Here is a 20,729-nt window from a genome sequence, read left to right as displayed (position 1 = left end):
GGCGAAACAATTAAATTTTTATAAATTACTATCTATTTCAATTTGTAAATTAAGGCCTCAGCAGCTTCCATCACAACCTCACTTAGAGTTGGATGAGCATGAGGTGTTAATGCAATATCTTCAACTGTCATGCCTGATTCGATTGCTAAACCCATTTCGGCAATTATTTCTGATGCACCATTACCCACGATTTGAGCACCTACTAATACACCATCTTCTCTACGCACCAATAGCCTCAAGAACCCTTTTCCTTCATTTGATACAAGTGCACGACCGTTTGCTGAAAATGGCGATTGAACCATTTTTACTTCCATGCCTTCTGCTTTTGCTCGCTCTTCGGTATAACCGACCGTTGCTAATTCAGGGGTTGTGAAGCAAACTGCTGGAATTGCCAAATAATCAACAAATGATAGTTTACCAGAGATAGCTTCGGCAGCTACTTTTCCTTCGTAAAATGCTTTATGTGCAAGCTGTGGACCAGTAATAATATCACCGATAGCAAAAATGTTCGGAAGGTTAGTACGACATTGTTGATCAACTTTTAATAAACCGCGGTCAGAAAACTCAATACCGATTTTTTCAAAACCCATATTTTCAGTATTAGGGCGACGACCAACTGTTATTAATACGTAATCAGCGTCAACTTTCTTTTCTTCACCACCAATTTCGCAGGTAACAATTACACCATTTTCAACTTCTTCAACACCTTTAGCGGATGCATCTACTATTACTGTAACACCTTTGTTTATAAGGTCTTCTTTCACAATTTGAGTCATTTGTTTATCAAAGCCAGTTAAAATATCTTTACCTCCTTCAATAATTGTTACTACAGAACCGAGGGAAGCGTAAGCAGAGCCCAATTCAGTACCAATGTAACCACCACCGATTACAACCAATTTACTTGGAACTTCAGTTAAACTAAGTGCACCTGTAGAGTTAATCACACGTTTTGTAAATTTAAATGTTGGAATTTCAACTGGACGTGATCCAGTAGCTATAATTGCATTTTTACATGTATATGTTTGAACTGCATCTTTATTGGTTACTCGTATAGTGTTAGCATCTATGAAATAAGCTTCACCTTTTATCACTTCTACTTTATTACTTTTTAATAATCTTTCTACACCACCTACTAATTTTTTTACAACGTTGTTTTTAAATTTTTGTACTTCTGCGAAGTCCACATTTACACCAGAAGAAAAAATACCCATATCTTCTGAATGCTTTGTTTCCTCAAAACGATGACCTACAGAAATAAGTGCCTTAGATGGGATACAGCCGACGTTAGCACATACGCCGCCAATATTTTCTCTTTCTATAATTGCCACTTGTTGTCCTAATTGTGAAGCCCTAATTGCAGAAACATATCCTCCAGGTCCAGAACCAATAACGATTGTTTCAATCTCTCTCATATAGCTTTTCACACTCCTAAAAGAAAATTGGAAAACACTAGATCAAAATCTTTTATACTCTACACATTTTTCAATTTACAATTTTGTAAAAGTACCATTCTTCTCTCATCCGTTTTTTCATAGTTCCATCATGGAATTTCTATTCAGGATCACCCCCCTTAAAAAAAGAAACTGAACGGTCTCTTTTTTTACGATAAAAATTACGGCTCACTTGGCCGTAATTTTTTGTTTCAACTCAGCTAGAAGCTGAGACGATACTGCATCAATATAGACTGTATCTTGATATAAACGTGATAAGGCAAGTGCTCCTTCAAGAGAAGAAATCCAGATGATAGCAATCTGCTTTGCTTGAGTATCTGGTTTTAACTCTCCTTGCTCAATTCCATTCGTAATAATCTTTTCAATTATTCCAAGTAATTGATTCATCGCTATCTGTGCTTGTTCTGCCATGAGAGGATGGGAATCATCTGCTTCTAACGTTACGTTCATGATTGGACACCCTCCAGGAAGAGGATCATTATGAATGAGAGATGTAAAAACTGAAATAAAAGTTTTTAACTTATCCAACGTATTGGATGTTTTTTTTATCTCTTCGACATAACGCACTCCCATTTGTGAAGTTGCGTGCTGGAAGGCTTGAATAGCTAATTCATCTTTATTTTTAAAGTGACGATAGATGCCACCCTTCTCTAATCCAGTCTCTCGCATAATATCAGAAATTGAAGAACCACTATACCCTTTTACATTAAACAGGGCAGAGGAACGATCAAGAATCATTCTTTTTGTTAATTCACCTTTACGCATAGTGTCCTCCTAAAAGAAAACGTTTGGTCTCTTTTTAGTATATGACAAATCGAAAAGAATTAGCAAGAAAAAATATAGAAATGAAGATAGCTTTTATTTATAGAGATTTATTCTCTGCCAATCTAGCCGCAGTAATTATAGGAGCCCACTGGAAAATTTCATCTCTTAATAGACCTGTTTTTTTGCAATATATATGTAAATACATTTCAGCTAATTCCACTGAATTCTGTGAATACAATAAGTATGTCCGAAACACATCTGCACGAATATCACCTGAACTAGCATCAACCCAATCTATAATATTCACATCACCATTACTCATAATTAAATTAAACGGATGAAAATCACCATGACATAATCTAGGTTCAAATGTGATTGAATCTAACTTTTTTAATATATTTCCCTTTTGTTTTTCATCCAGATCATGTACGGAGTTAATTTGACGATAAAGCCTTTCTTCCATCGGTTCTATTTCATCCGAGCTCACAGATATAGCATGAATTTTTTGTTGTACACTAACACATATACTTATGTAATGCTCCGCTTTACTCAAATTATTAAGCAAAAGCTCACCAACACTTTCCCCTTCTACATATTCCATAATAATAGCTTGTCTACCTTGTATCTCTGTAACTTCAAATACTTTAGGAACGTGTAAACCACATGAATATGCATACTTTTGTTTTTGTGCTTCGTATAGAGATTCTGTATTAGGGAGGCATTCTTTAAACAATTTCACAACTTTATTATCACATAGATAAATTTCAGCCGTATTTCCTTTGGCTATCGGATTTCCTAGATTCAATTCATTTCTCTCCTTACAGTAAATTAGAATAACGCCTTATAGTCCTCTATAAATTCAGTGTAATTATACTGAAACCCTTCTTCATGAAAATGAAAAAAACTTACCCCTCCCTATAATTATATAGAAAGTGGTAAGTTTAATTTTCTAGGAATATCGGAATGAAACTCCGGTGTATGCAAAACAGAAAATGAATACCCTTGTTGAATAAACAATACTTCAGTATGTTTACTTTCAAATGGAACACCATTTTTCTTAAAGTTATTTTGGATTTGTTGTAAAAACGCATGATCCGCTGTTCCGAATGAAACATGTACTTTCGGTGGTAAAGCTTTCATCGCGATTGGAATCCACGGTCGCTGCCACCAGGTTGCAACGATATATGCAGTGCCACCTATAACAAAGTTGAAAATATCCCCATCTTCCTTCGTTTTCATGTCTAGATTTGATTTCAACCATTCCGTAAATACAGGTACACTTTTAACCGGAAGACCAATTTCCCTTACGTATAAAATGTTTAACGGTGAATGCGGGGCTAATACCTCTTCTTTAACATAACTATGTGCGATAATTTCGAGAAGATTTCCATCACCATCTTTAAAGTATAAATTGAATAGACCGCTCTCCTCACCAATTGTATGACCATCTTTCCATTTCACAATGAGTAATCCAGACTCTTTAAGCCATTTTGCCGTTGCATGAAATTTTGAATATGGGATCTCAAAAGCGAAATGCGCAGGTGCAATTGCTTCATACACTTCTTGAAAGCTAATTGTTGTGTATGGTGTTACTTCAAATTGAATAAATGATGCTGTTTCTTTTTTTATTGGAAAAGATAGTATATCTCCGTATACTTGTTTTACTCCTTCTATAGAAACAGTTTGTAGTTTAATATCTGAAATGTGTGTAATCATTGTAATAAACCTCCAAATTCATTATATTTATTAGTATTGTATTTCAAAAACTAACAGGAAAAATCCATCTGGAGATTGAAACTTTAATTAATAAACTACTACTTTTGTATTAGAACAGTTAAGTTAACATTATAGGCTAATACAATAAAATCTTAACTTCAAGCAGTTTGCGTTTTAGTACAAATAATTGGTATGAACGACCACATCAAGATATAATGAATAATATCTTAAGCTAAAAGGAGTGTTGTATTGTGACTCAAAGAATTACTTACTATGATGCTGCACCTGATGCTATGAAAATTATGATGGACATGGAAAAATACACAAAGCAATCAACGATTAATCGAACGACTAGAGAGCTTATTAAAATTAGAGTTTCTCAGATCAATGGCTGTGCTTACTGCATAGATTTACATACATCTGATGCGCGAAAAATGGGAGAGACTGAACAAAGAATTTATTGCTTAAGTACTTGGGATGAATGTACTTTTTATACACCAGAAGAAAAAGTCGCTATTGAACTAGCTGAGCATATTACACTTATTCCTACTAAAAGAGTTCCTGAATCCTTATATAAACGCGTATGCGAACATTATGATGAAAAACAATATATTGACCTTGTCTTGATTATTAATCAAATTAATAGTTGGAATAGAATTTCTATTGCGATGGGAAATACACCGGCTAAAAAATAACACTTTAAGTAAACATCTTACTTACTCTCTATACGTTATTTCTTTATTACATACGCTTCAAAAAGGTTGATTCTTATACATTACAAGAATCAACCTTTTTAAGTTATATTGTATAAAGACATTACCAATGGTTTTTTATTTCTTCTACTATAACTTCCGGGTAATCCCAATGTAACAGATGGGTAGAATTTGGGATTAGTTTTACTGTCGCTCTTGTTCTCTCACTAAAAATGCTCGCTGTTTTCCCTCTATATTCATCCCAAATTTCGGGTACTGTAGCACGAAGTAATATTATATTAGATGGTAACTCCTCATATATATCCATGGTTTCATCCTTGTGCATGCCTCTTACGATATTACCAGCTGTTGTACCTCTCGCATGCCAACATACTTTATTATTTATTTCTATACCAAGATCCTTAACTGCAAGTTCTAATAATGGAGACCACCTTGTATAAACTTCTTTTTCACTTTTAAAGAAATCATCCCAACTATTAAATACATACTCTTCAAAGTCCTTTTCATAATAAGCGATTTCTTCTTCCAAAGTTTCTTCTTGAAGCCTTTTCGTTTGGTACCCTCCATCAATGAGAATACTCCCTAATACCTTTTCTGGATTATTTAATAAATAAAATAGCGCTACAAAACTTCCCCAAGAATGTGATAGGAAATAGAAATGTCCAATTTTCAGTTCATTTATTATTTCATTTAACCAATTTGCTAAATTCTGCATCTCATAATCTTCTGTTCTTTCAAAGAGCGGTGTTTTACCATGCCCAGGTGCATCAATGGAGATGATTCTATACTCTTCCTTTAACTCCTCTGCAATTTCTATAAAACTTAAACTCGTACTACCTAACCCATGTAAACAAAAGATAACCGGCTTGTCATTATTCCTCCATTCAGTAATATGTACATTTATCCGGTCATTGTTAATAAAGTAACGTTTCATAATAATTATCCTCCATATTTTGATTTTTGGATTAACACTTAACTTATTTCTATTTTTTTAAAGTTTTCCCTGCATTCTTTTCCACACAAAAAAGCCGATTTTCTTTAAAAGAAAATCAGCTTTTACGCTAAAATACATTATGATTTAACAGCAATAATCATAAACCTTTTTGAATTCGTACGAATCCCTTTTTCAGAACTATTAGCGTCAATAAACTTTTGTAAAATATTAAAATCCTCTTCCTCTTCTCCAAATCTAGGAATAATAGGCGTATGTTTTAATAAGAAAATGAGATCTTCAGGTGTACTGTAATAATCGATAACATCGTATTCACGTACTTGCACGAGCTCAAATCCTGCACTAATAAGTTCATCCATATATTTTTCTTTTAAAATGCCCTCTCTTTCGCCTAAGCATTGCCCTCTGCCAAATGCTTCTTTGAGATTTAATTTATCATGTTCGCAAACTTGTTGAGTTAAGAAAAAAGCACCCTTTTTCATTACTTTTGCCAATTCAGATGCTATAAACGGTGCATGACAACTAGAAGCAATATCAAAATAAGCATGCGGAAACGTTAAAGCTTCAGAACCCATTTGGAGAAACTCAACATTTTGTACACCTGCTTTTTTTAAGTTGGAATGTGCTGTTTCAATCATGCCATTAGAATTATCTATTCCAATTAATAATTTGGCTGAAGATGCTATGTTAAGTACATTTTCTCCTCCACCTGTACCAACATCAAGTAGAATGTGTGATGGTTTGCATCTTTCTTTCACTTCGCCATAAAAATCCCAAGTGTCACCTACAGTTTCACATTTCAGCTTACTGAAGTCCCACCCGTTTGCTCGTCCCACTTTATTATAAAAATTCTTATAATCTAATTCATTCATTTTATTATTTCCCCTTTGCAGAAAAGCATTAAATATCTAATTTTGATAATTCCCGAAATAGACTCAAAGGTGATATATTCGTAAATGGGCTTACGTCTCTTTTGATATCCGGTACGCATTTTTCATCCCAAAACAACTAGTTACTTCGAACAATAGGGAGCTTTATCAATTTCACCTCATTTGGAAGATTATATGTTTAATAATCTCTAACACTATTTAATTATATATTATAAAATAAAAATTTTTAAAACAATAAATTCTCACACACTCTAATTAGTTTACATAATAATTTTATAGTTCACCTTTATCGATATATTCTAAATGTCCTCTTCCCCAACCACACATACTATCCAAAACAGTGCTTACTGTTTTTCCATGTTCTGTTAAGCTGTATTCCACTTTAGGTGGAATTTCTTTTAATGAAACATGATAGTTCATTTCAATAACATCCTCTCTCACCGTTTTCATTGAGTCTTCGAGGAGACGTAATTGTTTTTGGAGATCATCTATTCCTTTTTTATTTGAGCACTACGATTTTCAAATTGTGATTTTATTACTTCAATATTTTCACTCTCTACTATTTCTTTAATTGGGCTGCTAAATAATATCGATAGCCACTCTGCTCATCGACTTTTTCTGGCTGCAATAATTCCACTTTATCGTAATGTCTCAACATACGTATGCTAATCGAAGAAAGTTTTGAAAAATCCCCTATTTTGAACATTAGCCCCTCCTATTTATTACCATTATTCGAAGCTCAACTTAGGCTTAAACAATGACATTGTGTGAGAGTCAACTATTTATAACGGTTTAAGTGATTATTTAATATATTATATTTACATAATTAAAAACCATTATGATTCATTTACCAATTTACTTTTCAATGCAATACATATTGATATTAATCCATTTACGGTCAATAACATAACTATAATACTAGTGAGTAAAGCTACATCTGCAGCAAACATTTTAATTGTCTGCCACGGTGAATTTGTACTATAAATAAGAAGTGGAATTAAAATAATAGATAATATTAGAAACAAACTCCCTAGAAAAAACCAGATCATTTTTTTACGGATTTTCTTACGTTTATACTTTATTATTAGCATAATTGCTGTAATGAAAAGTGTGAAAATTACTATTGACATAACAAGTTGAACTATTGGTATATTTCGGGGTATACTAACAGGTTCTTCACCATTCAAAATATTAATAATACCTTTTTTCAATGCTGGCAGTGCTGTTTCTTCTAAAATATGATTTTTATTCGTTAAAATCACACCACCCCAGCCAGTTTCATTTAAAATAAATATTTCTGCATGTGAATCCGGAGTTGACCCTGAATGCCAAACCATCTTTTCGTTTCCATTTATATTTGTTGTCCTCAGTCCAAATCCATAATGTTTTTCTGAATCTACTTTATATAGTGGTGATAAATAAAGATCCATACTATCTTTATTTAAAAATTGCGTATGCTCTTTGTGATTCAAAAACTTAATGAATTGAATCATATCTTCTAGATTTGCTGTAATATAGCCATATGGTGACCCACCATTATCATACGACACCGTACTTTTTCTTGGTATTCCAAACCATGATTGGTAACCTGTTAAATAACCATTTTTATAAGAATCCTCACTATTTGCTGCTGTACCATTCATTTTTAATGGCTGAAAAATTTCCTTCTCCATATAAGTAGAGTATGTTTCTTTTGAAACTTCCTCAATAAGTGCACCAAGAATTAGATAATTCGCATCACTATATTGATATTTTTTTCCGGAGGAAGCAGTTAATTCTACATTTGAAAGTTTTTTCACATTTTCTTTTATAGCTGTAGTGTTTTTAGATTGCTGATCTGATAAGGTTAATCCTGTATAAGTACTTATGCCACTAGTGTGATTTAAAAGGTGTTTTATTGTTATGTCTGAGGCGAATTGGTTGTCTTTTACTTTAAACCAAGGAAGATGTTGTTGAACTGAATCCTCTAAATTAATTTTTTTATCTTCTATTAACTTCACTATAGCTAGGCCAGTTAATGATTTACTTATTGATCCAATTGCAAATGGTGTTTTACTGGTTACCTTTTTTTCAGACTCCCCGGTATTCCCCCATGATTCTTTGAAGAATACATCTTTATTATGTACAATTGCTATAGAAGCTCCTGGAATATTTTGTTCCTTTAAAAACTTTTCAATATACTTGTCTAAAGTAACTTTAATATTTTGCTGAGCGTAAACTTTTGGATGTATACTACATAACATTAACACATTATAAAATATACAAATTAGAAACAATTTATATTTAAATGTCTTCATCTTAATTTATTTCAGATAACTTTCTTTTTTTATAACTTACTAAGCTTATAAATACTAAAACGGAGATTGTAAAACTAATCATTATTAATAAAGAGTTCCACCATTGATTTTCTGTTATTCGATATAAAATATTATAATTAAATGTATTATTACTATTGTTTGGACTAAATGATTCAGTTAAAAATATTGAAAGTGTAGTTTGTGAGATGAGGTAAGTAATCAAAGAGATGAATATTCCACCTATGATTAGTGTACTAGATTTTTTATTTACGTTTCGAAGTTGTTTCATTTTTACTCGCAGATCAATTTCATTTATTTCCAAAAAATCTTGAACAAATAACTGAGGCGTTCCTAAATCATTTATACTTTCTTCACCATGTTCACGACATTCTTGAATATGTTCTAAAATTTGTTGTTTAATATTTTCCCTTTCTTCTAAACTTATATCGTATTGCTTTAAATCCTTAAGTACGCCAGTTAAAAATTGCTGTTCTTTATCGTTTAATTCATTCCTCATTTCAGAAGGTCTCCTTTCAAACCACTCTTTAATAATGTTTTAATATCAAATTGCAACTCTAACCACTCATTAATTTTCTTCTCAAGACGTATTTTTCCATTTTCATTAATTTCGTAATAAATCCTAACTTTACCACTATCCGTTACTTCTTGATAAGTATTAACCCGCTCTTGATTTTTCAGTTTAGTTAAAATCGGATAAATACTTCCTACTCCTTTCAATTTCAAATTATGTCCTTCAAGTTCTTTCATAATTTCATAACCATAACTTTTCTTTGCAGACAAAATAGACAATACACACATTTCCAAATGACCCTTAATTAAACTTGTTCTATCCATAGGATAAATTTAACAGAAATATATACTTCATTCAAGTATATATTTCTGTTAAATTTAAAAATTAAGAAAATAACGGTTTTTTTCATTAAAAAATCAGCAAAATTTCAATATGATTTACTCCAAATAATTTCCCGAATTCTTTTCACCCTTTAATTCAGTACCAAAATGATTATTTATCATGACAAATAATCATTTTTATACAATAATAATTACACAATAAATAATGATTATTAAAACATTAACACTTTATTACACCGATTCACTCACACACCGGTGTACTATTAAGACTTAGAAAAAATGATTTAATCAGTTATATCAACCTGCTATACCTTTCAGCTTATCAATTGTTAATTTACGAATAATTTTTTTACCTTTTGTCTAGCTAGATTAACATTTTAAAACCAACAAGTTCTTCTCCAAAACAAAAACTCATTTGCAGATTATTGCAAATGAGTTTTTAAGTATTAACTGACAACTAGCTTTTAAAATTTTTTTTGGTTTAATTATTCTGCTCAAGACATTCATAAACAGCCATCATTTCTCGCTTATTCAACTCACGAATTCGATTAAATATTAGAATATCTGCAACATCCTCAGTTCGTAAGCTTTCATCCACAACATCACTAACTTTTCCAGTTAACCATGTTTCTACGTCTATGTCATCGACGATTTCTTTACGTCCTTCATCGTTAATACCACTTGCATTACAAGTTACACACGGAATTGTTAATTTAAACACGCCGTCATGCAGGTTATCTTCTGTTATTACTTTCTTTCCGTTACAGAATGGACATGGGTTGCTTTTTTTAATTTTATTAATTTGAGTAACTAATTTTTTATAACCAAATGCTTCATATACATATGTTAGTTTTTTATATTTTCCATTTGTGAAATACTTATCTATGATAGTTTCTCTTGTTTCATTGATATTTTGGAAATCACAAATAGTCACCTTATTTTTATTGCTGATGGATTCGACATTACCTTTAATTTCGCCCCAGAATGGTAATATATTTTGTAATACCATTTCATAGTTTGAAAAGCTTGCTTGCTCTAGTTCAAACATTTTCAGTGCAACTTGTGTTTCTCTAGGTAGTAACGAAACGTCTTCTGTTAGAATCATCTCGTCACCTAAAATGGATTTCAATTTTACTAGTGCAGGTAAATCACCTACTATTTTTAATACTTCTTCAAGCGGCTGATTGATAATTTCACGAATATCTTTATCTCCAAACTTAAGCGATTTATGGTGGTTTAATACAGTCCCCTCACAAATTGGACATGTCATCATTTCTTTAGAAGCTTTAATATCTTCTTTAATAGCTGCTTTGGAAATGACAATATACCCACCAATAATCGTATTAAATCCTACCCATGTTCTACGTGTCTTTCCTTTCTTATCATAAAAGGACTTATCAAAATAGCCGTACCAAAATGTATGTTTCTCTTCCTCAGACATATCATTATAGCTTTTCGTCAAATCATGACCTAGCTCATTTTTAATTTCTTCAAATAGAAATTCTATTTTTTCATATTGATAAAACTTTAATACTTTCATGATTTCCGGATAGAATAGACCCTCCCAAAATGGAATGTTTTTATCTTGAATTACAATTTCCTTATCAAAGATTTCTATCTTAAGACGTCCTGAACATGATGGGCAATGATTATCCTGAGAATAGAAATCGAAACTTCTCGTATCTTTATTAGCCGGATGAGCAGCTACAATATGATTGATCAATCCACCAATCTCATATAAAAAACTATATTGACTATACAAATGTCTTTCGAGATCAATAGCAACAACTGGTGCAATTGTATCAGATTCGTATTCACCGTAAATTAAACGAGCCATTGATGATAAGCTTTTTAATATGCCACCCTTATAGATGTTTTCTGCATTTTTAAAATAAGAAATATGATTTTCTTCTAAGTAGTTAATTCCATTTTGTTGATTCAGTGTTGAAGAAATTTGTAATGGAGTAACTTTATCTATATCATTTTTTTGACGATAATACTCATCATGACTCACAACATCAAGATGTTCTACAGATGCATGTTGTCTTTTACCAAAATCAATGATGAAATCAGAGTTTTCTAACATATAGGCATTATGTTCAATCATTACGATAGAGACTGATTCATCTTGTAAAATCCCCCTGACACTATCAATGAATTGATTTGATATATTTTGTGATAAACCTTTTGAAGGCTCGTCAAAAATAAATAGTGTATGTGGATTTCTTGATTTTGCAAATAACTCCGAAACTAAATGAACGCATTGAAACTCACCAGTTGATAATGTTTGTGTTTTCCGTTCTAATGTCAAATAGCCAAGTCCAAGTTTGATTAATAGGCTCAAGCGTTTATAAGCGATATCTTCATTAGGAAGTTCATCAATGATATCCTCAATCGAACGTTCAAAAATGTAATGAATACCTTCACTATATTTAGTAAGTTTCTTTTTAATATCAAGAAAAGTCGCAACGGTTGACCGACTTGTAATTGATTGGTTTCGATCTTGTCCTACCATTACTAGTTTATCTTTTGGATATCGTTTCAGGAAATCTTTAGATATACATTCATTAACAAGTGTTGATTTACCACATCCTGATTCACCTGTAACCGTTACAAGTCTATTTTTAGGAATCTGAAATTCAGTCATTTGGATGTTACGGCAATATAAATCATGGAATGCATAATATTCTGTTGGTATTTCATGATTTATTCCCCAAATTATTGGCTCTGGCCTTGGTGATTCTTCAACAATTGTTCCGCCATATTTCCCGCTACCTGGCCCAAAGAACAATTGCTCATCAGTTGTATCAAGTACTGTGTCTGAATGATCAATAAGCCAAATTTGATTCTTACATCCTAATTGTTTAATCTCTTCTAAAATTTTTAATAGTGTTTTATGATCAAGCCCTACTGAAATTTCATCAATAATAACTACAGTATTTTCACTTACTGCCATAAATTCTGCCAAGTACAGTCGTGTAATTTCTCCACCTGACAATGTACCCATAATCCGATTTAATGTTAAATAACCAATATTCATATCAACAATGTTTTGAAGAATATGTTGTTTCGCTTCACTAATATTTAAAACTTCTGCTAATGAAAGAATAGATTCTACACTTAAATCATTAATATCTGAAATTGTATGTGGTTTATCAAATAATTCAATTGTATATTGTTCAATTTCTTTACTATATCTTCTTCCTTCGCATTTTTTACACTCAATATTTTTAGTAGTGCCGCGTCCTTTACAACCAGGACACCAACCTAACTGATTATTAAATGAAAAGACCTCAGGAGAAAGATTATATTTTCCAGCAAGCTTTTCACGTATCTCTTTAAAAACACCTGTATGAGTACCAATCGTTGAACGTGGATTAGAAGAAATAGACGATTTTCCTAGAAAAAGTACTAAAGGCATTTCTTCCATCTTAATAGCACTGAAATTAGTTTCCATAATATTAGGAAATAAATACTGATATTCAGCTTTTGGTAATAAGGAAACAAGGCGCTTCTTGGATTCTTCACCAATTGTTTGACAAAAAGTTGTTTTACCAGATCCAGACAATCCAGCAATTCCAAATGATTTATTTACCGGTATTTCTGCATCTAATTTATTTATATTGTTCGCAATTAATTGATTTACTTTCATATTAACCTCTATTCTTATTGTTTTTAAAAAACGTTTTTATAAGATAATAATTACACAATAAATATCGATTATATAATTAATATCCTTTCAACTCATCGGTCTTAACCTTATATTTGTCAAACCAATATTCCCAATCATCTTTTGAAAATTCTTTCTCTTCCTCTTCTAAAACTGAAGAAAAAAGATCTAAACAAATATGCCAACCTGCTATATCTTTAGGAGTATGATCTGTTAATTCATGAATGAATTCTTTAAATAATAATAGGGATCCCTTTTCTTTTTTATGTATTTCAAATCGGACACGATCTTTATCCCATGTGAATTCTAAAACTGAATTCATTTGACATTCTAAGATATCAATATTTATAAATGTACCATCCATCATATCAAACTTTATAATTCCACCTGTCTTAAGGTCTTCTATTTGTAAGTTAGACATCCACTTTTTTAGTTTATTATTATCTGTTAACACAGACCAAACCTCTTCTATCGTAAATGGAAGATGACGATCAAATTGTACTAAGTATTCATTATTTTGCTTCTCTATTATAGCTATCATTATTCATAACACTCCTTCTATCTTGGATAGAATATATGTTCCCTTTCATTATTTTACTTGATTTTACGAAAAAAATAAATCTCAATTAACATAATTTTTACGGTGTTTTTACAATAAAGGGCTTTGTTATTGTCTAACTATTCGCTATGATTATTTCATACAGATTGTTCTTTGAAAACTGAAGATATGAGGTTGGTACGAGAAAAGGTTCGTTCCGTAAAATCTTCAATCACTCGCCATCATACCAAAAGAGCGAAAACCAAGCCTTGACGTTGGTATGGATAAGACAATCATAATCGCTACAATGTGGTGGGTTCTTGCCAAGGACAAAAAGAAAATGGCAATTTTTTTGTATACGCCAACAATTGGCACGACGGGGGATTATCGACTAATTAGCCCCCATTTTATGCACAAGCTAACTATCTCCTCCTTATTTTCATTACAAAAATAAAAAGCAGAAAGAATGATATCTTCTGCTTTTATAATAAAATGTACATTTCATATTGTTCTAATGCATTCTTTTCAAACCCACATTTCTTTAAAAATCCCTCAAGTAAACTATTATTAGGAAACCCAATTGATAATCTTGATAATTTCAATTCTTTACTTGCTACTTGTAATAATTGCGTCGCAATACCAATATTTCTATAGTCTTTGTCTACAAATATAAAGCTAATTTTCCCTTGTTCATTTACACATATAGAGCCTTTTAAATCATTATCAACATATGCACCGTAAAATGTATTATTTGTTTTTTCGATATAATCCATATCATTTTGCCAATTTATATGGAAGTTAAGCCATTTCCGAATTCCAAATTTAAATGGCTGCAATTCTATTTGTTTTACTTCAATACCTTTAAAATCCTTATTAATTATTTTAGTTACATCATTTAAATTATAATAAGAAAGTTCATATACTTTTTCATAACCAAATTTATTATAAAAATGAATCGCTCGGTCATTACCTACAATTACTTCAAGAAAAAGTTGCTTGCATCCATTTTGAATTGCCTCTTCTTTATGCAGTCCAAATAACTTTTGACTTACACCAATGCCGCGATAATCCGGATGAACAGCTAAAGTTCCGCAGCGCATTGTTTTTATACTTTCATAAACCTTTATACCACCAAGTATTACACCAACAGATTTGTCATCATCTAAAGCAAGAAAGGAGTGTTCTAGCATATTCCCTTCTGGTCCAAAAAATCTTTTGATAAAATTTTCTTTTGAAACTTCCATTTTAATAATGTAATCTGAAAATCCCTCCTTAAAAGCTTCATACACTAAATCTATACTTACTTCACTACATCTTTTATATTGAATCATATAAGTATAATCCTCCACTTTAGCTTGCTATATACTACATTCAAATACATGAAATGAATTCCCTACACCATATCCATCTTTTATTTCATGAACAACAATTTGACTAAATCCATTAGCAATAAGTATATTTTCAAATTCTTTTAAATCATATAGTCTTATAGGAAAATCCATAACCATACATCTTTGTACAAAGTTCTCCATAATACGTATGCAATTATAATTCACCTCTTAATTTGAAATGAGTGGGATATTCCCCCTCTTGTTATCTATTGTTAACTACAGTAATCTCATAAACACGTAAAAAAGTAATTAAATGCTCACATGCTCGTTCACATGCTAACATTTTAAAAACCTTTTGTTCTTCTTTCGTTTTGTCATTCGCTTGATCTGAGGCAGCTTTTAAACATAGAAATGGTTTTCTATTTACATGACACACATAAGCGAATGCTGCCACTTCTTGATCAACGGCTAAAGCACCGTATACAGTATGAAGTAAATACCTCATTTCTGAACTTCGAATACGTTGATCTCCAGATAGAAATGTACCAAAATGGACCGGGTCATATGAACGTAATTTCTTCATTCGTTTTACGAGTGATTTAGTTGTTTCAATAGGTGCTGTTCTACCATCATATAGATTAAAACTATCTTCTCCTGATCCAGCCGCTGTAACATCATGCTGCAAAGTATTAAGAGCTACAACGATGTGTCCATTTTTCACCTTATCTGATAAACTCCCGCAAATTCCTGTCATAAATAACTGGTCTGGCTGGAATTCACTTATTAATAGTTGTACACAACTAGCACAACTTACTTTACCGACACCAGTTACAACTGAAATAACTTCTAATTCATTAATAGAATGAAAATGAAATTCCCAAGCTGCTATTTTTTCTACACGCTCACTTGGATAATGTTGATGCAAATACGTAAGCTCTGGTTCCCATGCAGATACAATTGCGATCCTTTTCATTACACACTTCACTTCCTCCTATTTTCATGTAAATAAGTCATCTATACTCTCTCGTTCATATTCTGGTATCCACTCTTTATACTTCTCATATAAATCCCGTATCTTTTCTTTATTCTTCGCAATTACTTCACATCCTCTATCATCATAAATAAACATGATAATATCCTTTGTTATATTTATAAAAAATACATCTGGATATGAAATTTCTTTTTTTCGCCCTAGACGTGGACGTAGGTCAGGGAAATCTTCATGATTAGCTGCTTGAATAAGCGGTTCATATTTAACATCTTCAGCAAGACATTTTAAAGAAAATTGATATGTACAATATAAGTCAGCTTCTTCATCTTCAAATAGAAAAGGTAATGTTTCTTGTCTTATATGAAACTTTAAATCCCTCTTTTTAATAAATCTATTATATACATTTATTTTCTGCGGATTTTTTATATTTTCCTGTTTAAATCGATAAATATTTGTGACTAAAAAGACGGTATCTTCTTTTGAAAATATATCTTCAAATAAGTATTTATTACATGTATATAGTTGAGAGAAGTATTCCATGTTTAAATCGTCGGTTCCTTCTACATTTTGGTATTTATCTTTTCCAAAATCAAAATGTAGATGAGTTTCCCACTGAAAGTATATGTACGGTACTAACGTAACTCCTGGAAATGTTTGATTCATATATTCTTTTAATTGCATTTTTATACCCTTTCTACTCTACAATTTCTTTTAAATACCAATATGCTTCTTCTAGCCACGGATGTATGACCTTTAATGTATCTTTTCTTTCCCACAAATATGAAATATATACAAAAGCAGCATGGTCCAAAGATTTTCCCAATCCTTTTTTCACCTCAATTAAATATGATGGTGTCCCTATTTGATCCCATTCTAATTTATCAGCAACAAATAATACTAAATCCATCTTCGTTGCATGTTTACGCAAAGTAGTGTGGCAACTGATTGCATTTAAAACTTCTTCGTCCTCTATTTTAAATATCTCTTTTGCAATTACTCTCGATAATTTTTGATGAATAATCATTGGAAATTCTCGTTCTTCTTGTAATATTTCTATTCCAAATTTTTCAGCAACTGCAATCCGCTCCTCATTCGGAAAGATTGCACTAATATCATGTAAACACCCTGCAATCGCTGCTTTTTCTTCATCTTCATAAAATATTCCCGCAATTTTTCTCGCCTCATTTGCCACACGAATTGAATGTTTATATGTAACTTCTTTATTGTATTTTAATAGAAAAGCTTTAATATCATTTTCTATTTTTCCAGTTGGAGTAAATGAATATATATCATTATATAACATAGCAAGTCCCCCTTATAACTATCTTTCAGTATAATGTGGAGTTTAAATATCCTTCTTATTTTATATTCGTTATGAATGTTTTAATTCCTTTTTAATACGATACATGAAATTTTATGTAGAAACATTACTACAAAATACATAAATGTTTGATATTATAGTAATGTTGATTAATTGTAAGGAAAGGAACTAACTATAAAATGAATAAAAACATATTAATTATTGATGATGATAAAGATATTGTAGAATTACTGGCTGTTTATTTACGAAATGAAGGCTATAACATTTATAAAGCTTATGATGGTGATGAAGCATTACAAATGATATCTACATATGAAGTTGACCTTATGATTTTGGATATTATGATGCCCAAACGAAACGGATTGGAAGTTTGTCAAGAAGTGCGTGAAAATAATACTGTACCTATCCTTATGCTTAGTGCAAAGGCTGAAGATATGGATAAAATTTTAGGACTTATGACCGGCGCAGATGATTATATGATTAAACCGTTTAATCCACTAGAATTAGTGGCTAGAGTGAAAGCTTTATTACGAAGATCCTCTTTCCAAAATGCTACTTCCCAAAAGAATGAAGATGGTATTATTCGTATTCGTTCTGTTGAAATACATAAACATAATCATACTGTTAAAGTAAATGGAGAATATATTAAACTCACATCTATTGAATTTGATATTTTATATTTACTTGCGAGTAATACAGGAAGAGTCTTTAGTTCCGAAGAAATTTTTGAACGCGTTTGGAATGAAGATGGTTATGGTTCAAATAAAACTGTGATGGTTCATATTAGTAATTTGCGGGATAAACTTGAAACAGTAATGAATGGAGAAAAGTTTATTCATACTGTTTGGGGAGTAGGCTATAAAATTGAGAAATGAAGCTTTTGACATATTAAAAGATATCCCAAAATGGAAAATTATTTTTTGGCTCTTATTAGCTATCACACTAACCCCTATTACTGAATTAATTATTTATCGCCTCGTTACTAGTGTAATTGAGAGTTCACTTACTTTAAGTGAACTAGGAAAAGAATTCATTAGAATTTTTGGCCATGAAAAATATATTGGATTAAAAGAGTCTTTATGGATGATGATTGTATCTTATTTGTTTTTATTTTCTATTTTCTCATCCTATTTATACATTTTTTATCGTCATGAAAGAAAGGTTTACTATGAAACTTGTATAAAAAAAATGATTGAAGAGATTCGGTATATTGCAAGTGGAAACTTTAATCATAAAGTTTCCATCGTACACCATAATTATTTAGAAGAACTGGCAACTGGGGTCAATCAAATTATTGAGCAATTAAAAGTTTCGATTGATGAAGAAAGACAGGCAGAACAAGCAAAAAGCGAACTTATTACAAATGTATCACATGACTTACGAACCCCTCTTACATCTATAGTTGGATACGTAAATTTAATCCATCATGATAATTATAGAGATGAAGTAGAATTACGATACTATATTCAAGTCATTTACGATAAAGTAACTCGTCTTAATGCATTAATGAATGACTTGTTTGAATATACACGCGTTCAAAATAAAGAGTTAAGTTTATATTCTGCTCCCATTGATATTGTAGAATTGATTGGACAATTAACTGTCCAATTTCGGATACAGCTTCAAGAAGCTAATATTGAATGTCGCCCTTCTTTCCCATCTCAAAAGCTAATGGTACTAGCTGATGGGGATAAATTAGTACGTGTGTTTGAAAATCTAATCATAAACGCTATTACTTATGGAAATGATGGAGATCATATTGATATTACCGCTTACGAAAGCAATAACATGATTACAATTGATATAACAAATTACGGACAACCTATCCCTAGTACTGATTTACCTCATATTTTTGAACGTTTTTATCGTGTTGAAAAATCACGTTCAACAAACACTGGTGGATCTGGACTCGGATTAGCAATTGCAAAAAGTATTGTTGAATTGCATAAAGGAACAATTGAAGTATATAGCGATGATAAAAAAACAACTTTCACTGTAAAACTACTCCCTTATAAAGCTTAATACCACATATTTATAGGTTCAATTTTTTATCATATAAGAAATTGAACCTTTTATATTCCATCAATATCCAAAATTTAATAATCCTTTATAATTCTTTAGAAATTCTTTACCTTTTCTTTCTTCCTAATTAAGCATTCCTTTTTACAATAATATTATTGATGTAATAGTAGGAGGATCGCTTATGCAATTCTTGAAAAAAATAACAGTTTTATTATTATCTTTTCTCATTACTGCACTTATCGTTTTATATTTTTACCTTTATGTAAATGGTCCAATTATTCAAGCTAAATCAGCTATTTTAATAGATACTAATTCTGGTGAGATTGTTTATAAAAAAAATGAAAGTACTCCCATTCAGTCGGCCACTTTATCTAAATTAATGACTGAGTATATTGTGATGGAACAACTTCATGATGGCAAAATACAATTAGATGAATCTGTAAAAATAAGTAACGACGTTTTTCAAACCGAAACGAGTCCTATACATGTAACATCGAATGATAAAACAACCGTTCGTGATTTACTAAATACATTGCTTTTAACCGGAAATAATCGTTCTGCACTTGAACTAGCAGAACACATTGCTGGAAATGAAGATAATTTCACATCGTTAATGAATGAAAAAGCAAAACAACTAAAGTTATCACAACAATCTCCATTTTTAAATTCCACTGGAATAAATAGCGAGAAGAATAAACAATCGATTACAACAGCAATAGACGCAGCCGAAATAGCTGCACAATTAATAAAAGACTATCCAGATGTATTAAATATAACTAAACTAACCTCTTACCCATTTACCTTCAAAGATTTTCAAGTTCTCAACACAAATAAAATGATTTACTCTCTTGATAAAAACATTAAACTAAAAGGTGTTGATGGCTTGCAAACTAGTTTGTCAACTAACGGTAATTATAGTTTTGTTGGTACAGCAAAACAAGGAGATACAAGGTTTATTTCTGTAGTATTAGACGCCAATGAAGAAAACACGGCTTTTGTTGAAACAAAAAAGTTACTTCAATACGGTTTTGAACCTACCTCATATTCTGCACTCCAAGCTTTCAAAGACGTTGTTACATCTTGGACCATTTTGCTTCAGTTTAAAAATTTAATCATACAAACGATTATGATCTTTTTAATCATTACCACCTTAATGTTTTTACATATACGTCAGAAAAAATCAGAGGATTTTAACTAAA

At 31.3% G+C, this 20,729-nt stretch carries 19 protein-coding genes and 2 pseudogenes; 4 read left to right on the top strand and 17 right to left on the bottom strand.

All coding sequences use genetic code 11. From position 1 onward, the window contains the following. Positions 1-32 precede the first annotated feature (32 nt). The 4 genes from lpdA to MHI07_RS11955 form a co-directional block, all read right to left on the bottom strand. Positions 33-1,412 carry a dihydrolipoyl dehydrogenase gene (lpdA, locus tag MHI07_RS11970; protein ID WP_340823951.1) on the bottom strand — a complete coding sequence of 460 codons (1,380 nt, stop codon included), beginning with the start codon at positions 1,410-1,412 and terminating at the stop codon, positions 33-35. 207 nt (positions 1,413-1,619) lie between these two features. After that, entirely contained in the window at positions 1,620-2,216 is a 597-nt protein-coding gene (locus MHI07_RS11965) for a TetR/AcrR family transcriptional regulator (RefSeq protein WP_340823948.1), read from the bottom strand. Positions 2,217-2,313: 97 nt separating this feature from the next. Next, the gene (locus MHI07_RS11960; protein ID WP_340823947.1) at positions 2,314-3,021 is read right to left on the bottom strand and encodes a phosphotransferase family protein; all 708 of its coding nucleotides are present in this window, start codon (positions 3,019-3,021) and stop codon (positions 2,314-2,316) included. A 116-nt stretch (positions 3,022-3,137) separates the two neighbouring features. Next, the gene (locus MHI07_RS11955; RefSeq protein WP_340823945.1) at positions 3,138-3,932 is read right to left on the bottom strand and encodes a VOC family protein; all 795 of its coding nucleotides are present in this window, start codon (positions 3,930-3,932) and stop codon (positions 3,138-3,140) included. 251 nt (positions 3,933-4,183) lie between these two features. Between MHI07_RS11955 and MHI07_RS11950 the strand changes: the two genes are divergently transcribed. Beyond that, a complete protein-coding gene (locus tag MHI07_RS11950; protein WP_002161692.1) occupies positions 4,184-4,627 on the top strand; it encodes a carboxymuconolactone decarboxylase family protein in 444 nt (147 codons plus the stop codon). A 121-nt stretch (positions 4,628-4,748) separates the two neighbouring features. Here the strand turns inward: MHI07_RS11950 and MHI07_RS11945 are convergent, their stop codons facing one another. The 13 genes and pseudogenes from MHI07_RS11945 to yqeK all read right to left on the bottom strand — a co-directional run bounded on the left by MHI07_RS11945 (position 4,749) and on the right by yqeK (position 17,490). Next, complete coding sequence (locus tag MHI07_RS11945) at positions 4,749-5,579, bottom strand: alpha/beta hydrolase (protein ID WP_340823943.1); 831 nt, start codon at positions 5,577-5,579, stop codon at positions 4,749-4,751. Positions 5,580-5,716: 137 nt separating this feature from the next. Beyond that, on the bottom strand, positions 5,717-6,469 hold the full coding sequence (locus MHI07_RS11940) for a class I SAM-dependent methyltransferase (protein WP_340823941.1): 753 nt from the start codon (positions 6,467-6,469) through the stop codon (positions 5,717-5,719). A gap of 291 nt (positions 6,470-6,760) precedes the next feature. After that, positions 6,761-7,193: pseudogene (locus MHI07_RS29380) on the bottom strand (MerR family DNA-binding transcriptional regulator). Between the two features lie 130 nt (positions 7,194-7,323). Further along, positions 7,324-8,784 (bottom strand): serine hydrolase domain-containing protein, encoded by a 1,461-nt coding sequence (locus tag MHI07_RS11925; RefSeq protein WP_340823936.1) that lies wholly within the window; start codon positions 8,782-8,784, stop codon positions 7,324-7,326. Position 8,785: 1 nt separating this feature from the next. Then, on the bottom strand, positions 8,786-9,301 hold the full coding sequence (locus MHI07_RS11920) for a hypothetical protein (RefSeq protein ID WP_340823934.1): 516 nt from the start codon (positions 9,299-9,301) through the stop codon (positions 8,786-8,788). Continuing rightward, a complete protein-coding gene (locus MHI07_RS11915) occupies positions 9,298-9,639 on the bottom strand; it encodes a PadR family transcriptional regulator (RefSeq protein WP_340823932.1) in 342 nt (113 codons plus the stop codon). The genes MHI07_RS11920 and MHI07_RS11915 overlap by 4 nt, the downstream gene beginning before the upstream one ends. A 499-nt stretch (positions 9,640-10,138) precedes the next feature. Next, positions 10,139-13,309 carry an ATP-binding cassette domain-containing protein gene (locus MHI07_RS11910; protein WP_340823930.1) on the bottom strand — a complete coding sequence of 1,057 codons (3,171 nt, stop codon included), beginning with the start codon at positions 13,307-13,309 and terminating at the stop codon, positions 10,139-10,141. Positions 13,310-13,385: 76 nt separating this feature from the next. Further along, positions 13,386-13,868, bottom strand: a complete 483-nt coding sequence (locus MHI07_RS11905) for an SRPBCC family protein (protein ID WP_340823927.1) — start codon at positions 13,866-13,868, stop codon at positions 13,386-13,388. 479 nt (positions 13,869-14,347) lie between these two features. After that, positions 14,348-15,196: a GNAT family N-acetyltransferase gene (locus MHI07_RS11900; protein WP_340823924.1), complete on the bottom strand. Its 849-nt coding sequence runs from the start codon at positions 15,194-15,196 to the stop codon at positions 14,348-14,350. A gap of 27 nt (positions 15,197-15,223) precedes the next feature. Continuing rightward, positions 15,224-15,370, bottom strand: a pseudogene (locus MHI07_RS11895) (SAM-dependent methyltransferase); the annotation flags it as partial. Positions 15,371-15,458: 88 nt separating this feature from the next. Continuing rightward, positions 15,459-16,169: a 5'-methylthioadenosine/S-adenosylhomocysteine nucleosidase gene (gene mtnN / locus MHI07_RS11890; RefSeq protein ID WP_002110028.1), complete on the bottom strand. Its 711-nt coding sequence runs from the start codon at positions 16,167-16,169 to the stop codon at positions 15,459-15,461. A 24-nt stretch (positions 16,170-16,193) separates the two neighbouring features. Next, positions 16,194-16,868: a DUF3885 domain-containing protein gene (locus tag MHI07_RS11885; RefSeq protein ID WP_340823919.1), complete on the bottom strand. Its 675-nt coding sequence runs from the start codon at positions 16,866-16,868 to the stop codon at positions 16,194-16,196. A 13-nt stretch (positions 16,869-16,881) separates the two neighbouring features. Then, positions 16,882-17,490, bottom strand: a complete 609-nt coding sequence (yqeK, locus tag MHI07_RS11880) for a bis(5'-nucleosyl)-tetraphosphatase (symmetrical) YqeK (protein ID WP_002110026.1) — start codon at positions 17,488-17,490, stop codon at positions 16,882-16,884. A gap of 197 nt (positions 17,491-17,687) precedes the next feature. Here yqeK and MHI07_RS11875 point away from each other — a divergent pair, with 197 nt between their 5' ends. The 3 genes from MHI07_RS11875 (at position 17,688) to MHI07_RS11865 (ending at position 20,728) form a co-directional block, all read left to right on the top strand. After that, complete coding sequence (locus tag MHI07_RS11875) at positions 17,688-18,383, top strand: response regulator transcription factor (RefSeq protein ID WP_002110025.1); 696 nt, start codon at positions 17,688-17,690, stop codon at positions 18,381-18,383. Then, on the top strand, positions 18,373-19,530 hold the full coding sequence (locus tag MHI07_RS11870; RefSeq protein WP_002110024.1) for a sensor histidine kinase: 1,158 nt from the start codon (positions 18,373-18,375) through the stop codon (positions 19,528-19,530). The genes MHI07_RS11875 and MHI07_RS11870 overlap by 11 nt, the downstream gene beginning before the upstream one ends. Positions 19,531-19,711: 181 nt before the next feature. Beyond that, on the top strand, positions 19,712-20,728 hold the full coding sequence (locus tag MHI07_RS11865) for a D-alanyl-D-alanine carboxypeptidase family protein (RefSeq protein WP_340823914.1): 1,017 nt from the start codon (positions 19,712-19,714) through the stop codon (positions 20,726-20,728). The last annotated feature ends 1 nt before the right edge of the window (position 20,729 follow it).

Origin of the sequence: Bacillus sp. FSL H8-0545 (assembly GCF_038006105.1) — a bacterium.
In the GTDB taxonomy this organism is placed as follows: Bacteria; Bacillota; Bacilli; order Bacillales; family Bacillaceae_G; genus Bacillus_A; species Bacillus_A cereus_U.
Note: the sequence above shows the minus strand (reverse complement) of the source record. Positions and strands in the feature narration are given on the sequence as shown.